This window comes from Streptomyces sp. NH27 (assembly GCF_056859195.1).
In genome coordinates this window covers 1-8,713 of the sequence record NZ_JACEGK010000336.1, presented here as the reverse complement: position 1 = coordinate 8,713, position 8,713 = coordinate 1, and the positions used below count along the sequence as shown (strand labels likewise).

Sequence of the window (8,713 nt, the reverse complement as noted above, 5' to 3'; positions counted from 1 at the left end):
CACCCGCCCCCTGACCGGCCGGTGTCGATTGGACAGCCACCCCCGGTCGTCCGCTAGTCTGAGGGCACACCGCAGGACGGGGCCGAAAAGCCCAGGTCAGCGGAGGTCACGCGGGTGTAGCTCAGTAGTAGAGCGCCCCCCTTCCAGGGGGGAGGCGCAGTGTGCGATTCCTGTCACCCGCTCTGATCACTTGCTCGTTCGGCCCTGTCCGGCCGATCGGGTACAGTGGTCGCAGCGCATGCGGACGTGGCTCAGTTGGTAGAGCATCACCTTGCCAAGGTGAGGGTCGCGAGTTCGAATCTCGTCGTCCGCTCAGAGGAGAAGCCCCAGACCATCGGTCCGGGGCTTTTCGCTGTTCAGGTTGCGGTTCGGGCTCGGAAACCCTTTTCCGCTGCTCCGGCGCATCGGGTACAGTGTGTGCACGCCCTGCGGACGTGGCTCAGTTGGTAGAGCATCACCTTGCCAAGGTGAGGGTCGCGAGTTCGAATCTCGTCGTCCGCTCCAGTAGGAGGAAGGCCCCGGTCGCATCGACCGGGGCCTTCGCCGTGTCCTCGGCGCGAGCCCTCAGCGCCGGGGCAGCCGTGCGGTCAGCGCGTAGAACCGGGTGGTCTGCGTGGCGCCCTGGTTGTCGTCGCTGACGAGCATCAGGCGCAGCCCGCCGCCGGGCGCGTGCCCGGTGACGGCGATGCCCTCGATGTTGTCCAGCAGCGGGTTCGGCTGGGGCTGCTTGGCGGTGGCACCCAGGGAGGGGCAGTCGCCGATGTCGGCGAGCAGGGTCTTCGGCATGACCTTGATGTTCCGCTGCCCGGTCAGATCGATGACGTGGCTGACGTCGGTGGCGCGGCCCGGGTCGGCCAGGTACAGCCGTATGGTGTTGCCGACTCCCGCGGTGTACCCGCGCTCCAGCACCAGCAGCCGGCCGTCACCGGTGGCCGCGATGTCGGACACTCCCAGGAGGGTGCCGTTGGCGTCGGTGTCGACGTGGTAGGCGTACTGCCGTCCGAGCGTGAAGTCCCGGCCGTCGCCCTTGCGTTGCCAGGTCTGGAACCGTACGAGATCGGGGTTGTCGCCGGACAGCGCGCCCTCCATGGACGCGACCAGCGTGCGGCCGCCGGGCTGGAACGCCAGTCCCTCGAAGGTGAGGTTGGCGGTGGCCCGCCCGGCGGGGGCGACCTTGAGCGCGTCGGGCACCGGCAGGCTGCCGAGGATCCGCGATCCGTCCCGGCTGTAGCGCCGGATCGTCGGCTCGATCTCGGAGGTGATCAGCCGGGTGCCGTCCCGGTCGACGGCCAGGGCCTCGGAGTCGAGCGGTTGGCCCTTCTCGTCGGCGAGTTGGACGACCTTCTCCGGCGCGAGGTCGTCCAGCGTGTGGCCGCTCAACGTGAACAGCGACGATCGGTCGGACAGCGCGTCCAGGGTGCCGTCCGCGTCCGGCGCGAGCGCGGAGAGGTTGCCGACGTAACTGCCGTCGAAGATCGTCTTGTCCAGGGCGTCGGAGAAGCCGCTGATGTCGACAGCCGTGGAACAGTTGCCGGCCGCCGGTATTCCGGGCCGGTCTGCGGGTCCGCCGCCATGGGCCTGGGCGATACCACCGCCGGCGAGGCAGGCCATGGCGGTCAGAAGGACGGTCGGGCCGGCCAGAAGAACCTTTGCGCGCACAGTGTCACTCCACGTTGGGCGTTGGGTGGCAGGAGTCCTTACGCCGCATGATTCTCCACGCCCTTGCCGGCCGCGGGGAGGAACGGGAACGCACGAAAGGCCGAACGGCAGGAGGACCGCCCTGCCGCGCCGCCGGTGCCGGCGGCGCGTTCAGCGACGAAGTGGACGCCCGGCGCGCGGGTCGATACGCCCTACGCCCAGGACAGGCCGGTCGGCTACGCCCAGGACAGGCCGGTCAGCCGCTCGTACGCCTCGATGTAGCGGGCGCGGGAGTGGTCGACGATGGGCTGGGGCAGCTCGGGCGGGGGCTGCTCGCTGTGCCGGTCCCAGCCGGAGGCGGACGAGGTGAGCCAGTCGCGGATGAACTGCTTGTCGTACGAAGGCTGTGCGTGCCCGGGCTCCCAGCCGTCGGCGGGCCAGAAGCGGGAGGAGTCAGGGGTGAGCACCTCGTCGGCGAGCACCAGGGGCGCGCCGCTGTCCTGCGCCGCGGCGCCGTCGTCGTAGCCGAACTCGAACTTGGTGTCGGCCAGGATCAACCCGCGCTCGGCGGCGATGTCACGGGCCCGGGCGTACACCGCGAGCGTGTTCTGCCGCAGCTGCGCGGCGGTCTCCGCGCCGACCTGGCGGGCCACTTCCTCGTACGACACGTTCTCGTCGTGGTCGCCGACCGCGGCCTTGGTCGCCGGGGTGAAGATCGGCGCGGGCAGCTCCGAGCCGTCGACCAGGCCCTCGGGCAGCGCGACCCCGCACACGGTACGGCTGCGGTCGTACTCGATCAGGCCGGAGCCGGTCAGATAGCCGCGGGCCACCGCCTCGACCGGGACCATCCGCAGCGCGCGGCAGACCATGGTGCGCCCCTCCCAGTCGGCGGGGGCGCCCGCGGGCACGTCGGTGGAGATCACATGGTTCGGCGCCAGGTCGGCGAGCTGGTCGAACCACCACAGGGACAGCCGGGTCAGCACCTTGCCCTTGTCCGGGATGAGGGTGGGCAGCACCCAGTCGTACGCGGAGGTGCGGTCGCTGGCCACCATCACCAGCTCGCCGGCGTCGTTCCGGTACAGGTCCCGCACCTTCCCGGTGTGCAGGTGGGTCAGGCCGGGCACCTGGACGGGCTCGGGCTTGTCGACGAATCCGGGCATGGGTGGGTCCTCCCCAATCGGTGGCTCGGCTCCGATTCTCGCCTACCCGGGAGGTGGCGGCGCGCAACGGCCCACCCCACCCGCCGCGCGGCTCCGCCCGACCCGCCAGGTCCCCGCGCCGATCGGTCCGGCGCCATACGCTCCCGCGCCGATCAGTCCCGCTTGCAGATCCGGTCCAGCAGGTTCGCCGTCGCCCGCTGCACACGCAGGTCCACGTGGCCGGGCCGGTCGAGCGCGGGCGACCAGGCGAAGGTGCCGGACGCGAAGACGTACGCCCCGCTCGGCGCCCGGTACAGCGACGTCTCCTGGTGGCACATCCGGCCGTCGGTCGCCTCGTACGGGGAGTGGGCGAGCAGGATGCGCTCGGTGGAGTCCGGCAGCGGGATACGCGGGTAGTAGCGGTCGGCCTCGCCCGCGACCAGTCCGGGGATCTCGGTGCCCTCGGCCGCGCCGGTGGCCTCCCACAGCCAGTGGTCGGCGTTGCGCACCACCAGCGGCGCGGGCTGCGGCACCCGCCCCGCGTACTGCACGCCGAGCAGCAGTTGCTCCGGCTCGCCCTGGTCGCGCCACAGCGCGGTGCGGCCCTTCGGCGCCTCGCCGTGGCCGCCCCCGCTCCGGCGCTTGCGGCAGGTCAGCAGCCGGTCGGGGCCGCCGTCCGCGGCCGGTGCCAGGTCCACCTGCCAGTACATGGTGTTCGCGGAGAGGAAGACCAGCGAGGTGCCGCCCGCCCGGGCCTCTTCGACGGCCCGGCGCATCGGGCGGGACCAGTACTCGTCGTGGCCGGGGAAGATCAGGGCCCGGTAGCGGCTCGGGTCGATCCGGCCCGCGTGCAGGTCGCGGGCGTCGGCGTACGCGAGGTCGTAGCCGTACCGCTCGGCGTACCGGACGAAGTCGTAGGCGTGCCCGATGTGCAGGGGCAGGCCCGCGCCCGCGTAGGGGCGGTCGAAGGAGACGGTGGTGGCCGCCTCCTCCTCGCCGAGCAGCCGCCCCTCGGGGTCCCACGCGTGGTAGAGGCTGGCGCCGCTCCGGCCGTCCTCCGGGTACAGGTTGTACGCCTGCCAGGTGATGTCCGGCAGCAGGAGCAGCAGGTCGGCCGGGGCTTCCAGGTCCCTTACGGTGAACGGCACATGGCTGCGGTAGCCGTCCGCGGTGGTCAGCACCGCGACGTACGCGCCGGTCTTCCAGTACGGCGGGATGTGCAGCCGCCAGGACTGCCACCAGTGGTGGCACGACACGGTACGGCCCGCCGCGAGCGGGGCGGGCTGCGCGATGCCGGACAGCCGGGGGCTCGCGGTGACCTGGGCGGCGCCGTCGCCGCCGTAGTGGCCGATCCGGTAGACGTCGACGGTGAACTCCTGGGGCGGGTCCACGGTGATCCTGAAGTCGATCGCCTGCCCGGGCGCCGCGGCGGTCTCCGCGGCGAAGCCCTTGATCTGGCGGCGCACGTCGTCCGCGGTGCGCGGGCCGGGCAGATGCGGCTTGCGCGGCGCCTTGCCGTTGCTCGCGGCGAGGTCCACGTACCACGGCACCACCTGGCCGTCGTCGCCCGGGTACTGCGGCTCGCCCGTCAACCAGGGCAGTGGGCCCTGCCCGAACGGGTCCGACACCCCATGCGCCAGCGCCCCCGACTCCCAGCGTCGTACTTCCCCCACGCCCATCGCCTCCCGCGCTTGCCCACGGCCCGCTCCGCCCGGTGCAACGGTGCGGCCTGCTCACGCCCAGCAGATCACACAATGCACCCTGTCAGTCACGTTTCGTAGGGTTTCCTTCTCCTCGACTTGTACGGCGCGGCGCCGCGAGGGTTGCGGATGTGCTCCCGGCCGCAGGCCGGTGGTGGGGTGCTCGCGCGGTTCTCCCCCACCGACAGGTGGTCCGGCAGGCGGCGGAACCAGGCGCCCGGGCGGACCCGTTACGGCAGCCGCAACTGCTTGTCCGGGCGGATGGGGGTGCCGCCGAGCCAGTTGCGCAGGGGCGCCGGGTCACCGCTCTCCACGAGGTGGAGCACGGCCGCGGACAGCTCGCTGCGGCGAACCCCGGGCATGCGCAGGGCGGGTCCGTCGAGCCAGTCCAGCCCGGCGCCGGCACCCGCGGTGTCGACGGCGGCGCAGCAGACCAGCGCCATGACGTGGTCGACCAGCAGCTCGCGCCCGGTCCGCTCGGGCACGAGCGGGTACGCCGCGGACGGCTCCGCGTACGGCCCGAGCGGCGGTGCCGCTTCCAGCCGGGCGGCGACGGCCTCGCCCTCCCCGCCGCCGGGGACGGCGAGCCGGTCGATGACCCGCTCCAGCGTCACCGCGCCGAAGGGCGCCTCGCCCTCCCCGCCGACCAGCAGTGCCCGGCCCGCGGAGGTCGGGAAGGAGACCGCGGCCGCGGGCTCGACGGACGGCCGCATCTCCTCGATCACCCGTATCAGGCGGCCGGCCTCCTCGCGCCAGAGGCGGTCCACGACCTCGGCGGGGTAGCGGCTCCAGCTGACCGGCTCCCAGCCGGGCCGGGCCCGGTCCGGGCCGCCGTGGAAGATCCTGGCGGCCAGCAGGGAGACCGCCTCGTCCACGGTGCCGGGCTCCTCCAGCAGGTCGCAGGCCGGGCGCTCGCCCAGCCGTGTCGCGAAGCCGTCGGCGAGCCGGTCGCGCCGGGACAGTTCGGTGAGCGCGGCGACCACGCCCGCGTGCAGCCGGGACGGCCAGCGGCCCATCCGCCAGGCGGGCAGCGCGACGCGGGTGAGCAGCCGGTCCCAGCCCGCGTAGGCGAGCCCGACCTGCTCCTGGGCGACGATCCGCAGTCCGTAGTCGACCGCCTGGGCGCGCTCGGAGGCGGACGCGGCGACCCCGCGCTCCATCTCCGCCGCGTGGACCCGGCAGGCCCGCAGCAGCAGCCGCGTGACCCAGCCGAGGAAGGCGAACATCGGGCGGCCCAGCACGCCCCACCCGCCGGGACGGGCACTGCCCTGGGCGGCGACGGCGGCTGCCGCGTCCAGGCCGCGGACGAAGCGGCGGGCCGCGGATATCTCCGGGTCGGCCGAGGGGGCGGTGCCGGCGACGACGGGCGCGAGCAGGGCGCGCAGCTCCGCGACCCGCATCCACCACACGAAGGGCGACCCGACCACGAGTACGGGTCCCGGGCGTCGCTCGGCGCCGGAGCCGCCGGCCTTCTGCCTGCGGTCCTCCAGCCAGCTGTCGCAGTCAGGGGTGAGCTCTATCGACGAGGGCGGCGGCACCTGGAGCCGGTCGGCGAGGTCCCGGACCATCAGGTACAGGTCGGGCGCGGCCGACTCGGCGACCGGGACGGTGGGGCTGACCGCGGGTTCGGCGCGGACGATCACGGCGGCGACGGCCGCGGCCACCGCGAGGACCAGCAGCGCGACGCCGGTCATGCCCCAGCGCACGCCGTCCCACGCCGCGCCGTCGATCCGGCCGGTGGCCCGGCTCGTGTGCAGGACCACGGCGGCCGCCGCGGGCAGCAGGGCGACGGCGAGCGCCGACCCGCGCAGCCTCAGAACCGCGGTCGCACGTGCCCGCGCGGCGGCCTCACCCGCTTCTCCGGCCATCGGCTGGCACCCCCTGCGCTGGCGGTGGCCGTCCCGGTGACGGCCTCTCCCCACTGTCGCACCGCCCACCGACATCGCAATGCCGCACGGCTGTTTGCCGCAATGCCCCCGGGGTGCGCCTTTCGGGCACCATAGTTGGGCGTCGGGGAGGAGTCAGCCATATGGCCCATGCATCACTCCTTGGAGTGGCTTTTGGGCAGAGGTTGCACTTTCGCGCAGCTGCGCCGCGGGGGGCCTCGGAGAGGTGCCGGCGGCTCAGTCCTCGGCGGCCCGCGCCGCCTTCGCGGCGATGTCACCGCGGTGGTGGCCGCCGTCCAGACCGATCCGCCCGACCGCGCGGTAGGCCCGGTCGCGTGCCTTGGCCAGGCTCGATCCGGTGGCCGTCACCGACAGCACCCGGCCGCCGGCCGAAACGATCCGCCCGTCGTCCGCCGTACGGGTACCGGCGTGCAGGACGTAGGCGTGCTCGTCCTTCTCCGCGACATCGGCGAGTCCGGTGATCTGATCGCCGGTCCGCGGGGTGTCCGGGTAGTTGTACGACGCGATGACCACGGTCACCGCGGCGCCGTCGCTCCAGCGCAGCTCCGGCCAGGCGGCGAGCTGGCCGGTGGCGGCCGCCCGCAGCAGCCCCGCCAGCGGGGTACGCAGCCGGGCCAGCACCACCTGGGTCTCGGGGTCGCCGAAGCGCGCGTTGAACTCGATCACCCGCACTCCGCGCGAGGTGATCGCCAGTCCCGCGTAGAGCAGTCCGGCGAAGGGGGTGCCGCGCCGCCGCAGTTCGTCGACGGTCGGCTGGAGCACGGTCCGCTCCACCTCCTCGACCAGCTTCGGGTCGGCCCACGGCAGCGGCGAGTAGGCGCCCATGCCACCGGTGTTGGGGCCCTCGTCGGCGTCCAGGGCGCGCTTGAAGTCCTGTGCGGGCTGGAGCGACAGCACCGTCTCGCCGTCGGTGATCGCGAACAGCGACACCTCGGGCCCGTCGAGGAACTCCTCGATCACCACCCGGTGGCAGGCGAGCGCGTGTGCCCGGGCGGTGGCCAGGTCCTCGGTGACGACGACGCCCTTGCCCGCCGCGAGCCCGTCGTCCTTGACGACATAGGGCGCGCCGAAGGCGTCCAGCGCCGCGTCGATCTCCTCGGGCGTGGTGCAGACGTACGACCGGGCGGTCGGCACCCCGGCGGCGGCCATCACGTCCTTGGCGAACGCCTTCGAGCCTTCCAGCGCGGCGGCCTCGCGGGTCGGGCCGAAGCAGTCGATGCCCCGCTCCCGTACGGCGTCGGCGACCCCGGCGACCAGCGGCGCCTCGGGGCCGACGATCACGAAGTCGGCGCCGAGTTCCACGGCGAGGCCGGCGACGGCGGCACCGTCCATGGTGTCGACCGGGTGCAGCTCGGCGACCTCCGCGATGCCGGCGTTGCCGGGGGCGCAGTGCAGCGAGGTGACCTCGGGGTCGAGGGACAGGGAGCGGCACAGGGCGTGTTCGCGGGCACCGCCGCCGATGACAAGGACGTTCACGCGCACCAGGGTAGTGGGCCCGGCCGAACCCGGGCGCCCTCACTCTTTCGAGCGACCGTGACAAGCGTCCTATACCTGATCACACGGTACTTCCGGGGCGAATTCCGGATATCGGTGCATCTGGCTCAGCCGTTCGGCGGTAAGAAGGGAACTTCAACCGGCGGGTGCCGGGTACTTCGGGTACGCCCGGTACGCAGCAGTCGAGGGAGCATTCGCAGTGAGCCAGCCTGACATGTTTCCCGAGGGCGCACCTCGGGACGAGCCCTCACGGCGGGCGCTGCACCATCGCCACCCCGAGGACCTTCGAGCGCTGCCCTTCCCGCTCGGCGACTGGGCCGAGCCCACCGAGCGCCTTGAGGAGCTGTACCGCTGGGCCGAGGACGGCGCCCTGCGCACCGCGGACTGGTACCTGCACGGCCGCCTCCCGAAGCGTCGGGCGGCCCGCGCGCTCCGCCTCGGTGCCACCGTCTGCGGCACGGCCGCCGCCGCGCTCCCGCTGATCGAACTCGCCGACGGCAAGGGGTCGCCGGCCCGCTGGGGCTACCTCGCGCTGCTGCTCGCCGGTGCCTGCGTCGCCGTCGACCGCCTGCTCGGGCTCACCACCGGCTGGATGCGGGATGTCGCGACCGCGCAGGCCGTGCAGCGCCGCATCGAGGCACTCCGCTTCGACTGGGCCGCCGAGAGCGTCCGCGAGGTGCTCGGACCCACCGAGGGGACCGCGGCCGAGGCCGCCGAGCGCTGCCTCACCGTCCTGCGCGGCTTCTGCGAGGACGTCGCCGCTCTGGTCCGCGTGGAGACCTCCGACTGGATGACGGACTTCGGCGCCCACTCCGCGGCGGCCGCCCTCCGCACC

Annotated in this window: 6 protein-coding genes and 3 tRNA genes; 4 read left to right on the top strand and 5 right to left on the bottom strand. The window is 73.5% G+C overall.

Annotated elements, in window-relative coordinates; genetic code table 11:
* Window positions 1-110: 110 nt before the first annotated feature.
* The 3 genes from AC13HU_RS24655 (at window position 111) to AC13HU_RS24645 (ending at window position 504) form a co-directional block, all read left to right on the top strand.
* Window positions 111-182: transfer RNA gene (locus AC13HU_RS24655), tRNA-Gly, on the top strand.
* Between the two features lie 58 nt (window positions 183-240).
* Window positions 241-313, top strand: a tRNA-Gly gene (locus tag AC13HU_RS24650).
* 115 nt (window positions 314-428) lie between these two features.
* Window positions 429-504 (top strand) — tRNA-Gly (locus AC13HU_RS24645).
* Window positions 505-564: 60 nt separating this feature from the next.
* Here AC13HU_RS24645 and AC13HU_RS24640 read toward each other — a convergent pair.
* The 5 genes from AC13HU_RS24640 to purD form a co-directional block, all read right to left on the bottom strand.
* Window positions 565-1,659, bottom strand: coding sequence for an esterase-like activity of phytase family protein (locus AC13HU_RS24640; protein ID WP_483044125.1), 1,095 nt, complete (start codon window positions 1,657-1,659; stop codon window positions 565-567).
* A gap of 215 nt (window positions 1,660-1,874) precedes the next feature.
* Entirely contained in the window at window positions 1,875-2,798 is a 924-nt protein-coding gene (locus tag AC13HU_RS24635) for a phosphoribosylaminoimidazolesuccinocarboxamide synthase (protein ID WP_483044124.1), read from the bottom strand.
* A gap of 152 nt (window positions 2,799-2,950) precedes the next feature.
* Window positions 2,951-4,456: a N,N-dimethylformamidase beta subunit family domain-containing protein gene (locus AC13HU_RS24630; RefSeq protein ID WP_483044123.1), complete on the bottom strand. Its 1,506-nt coding sequence runs from the start codon at window positions 4,454-4,456 to the stop codon at window positions 2,951-2,953.
* Window positions 4,457-4,707: 251 nt separating this feature from the next.
* Window positions 4,708-6,345, bottom strand: a complete 1,638-nt coding sequence (locus tag AC13HU_RS24625; protein WP_483044122.1) for a M48 family metalloprotease — start codon at window positions 6,343-6,345, stop codon at window positions 4,708-4,710.
* 255 nt (window positions 6,346-6,600) lie between these two features.
* Complete coding sequence (gene purD / locus AC13HU_RS24620) at window positions 6,601-7,860, bottom strand: phosphoribosylamine--glycine ligase (protein WP_483044121.1); 1,260 nt, start codon at window positions 7,858-7,860, stop codon at window positions 6,601-6,603.
* Between the two features lie 217 nt (window positions 7,861-8,077).
* Between purD and AC13HU_RS24615 the strand changes: the two genes are divergently transcribed.
* The coding region (locus tag AC13HU_RS24615) for an SLATT domain-containing protein (RefSeq protein ID WP_483044120.1) at window positions 8,078-8,713 on the top strand (636 nt) is incomplete at its 3' end.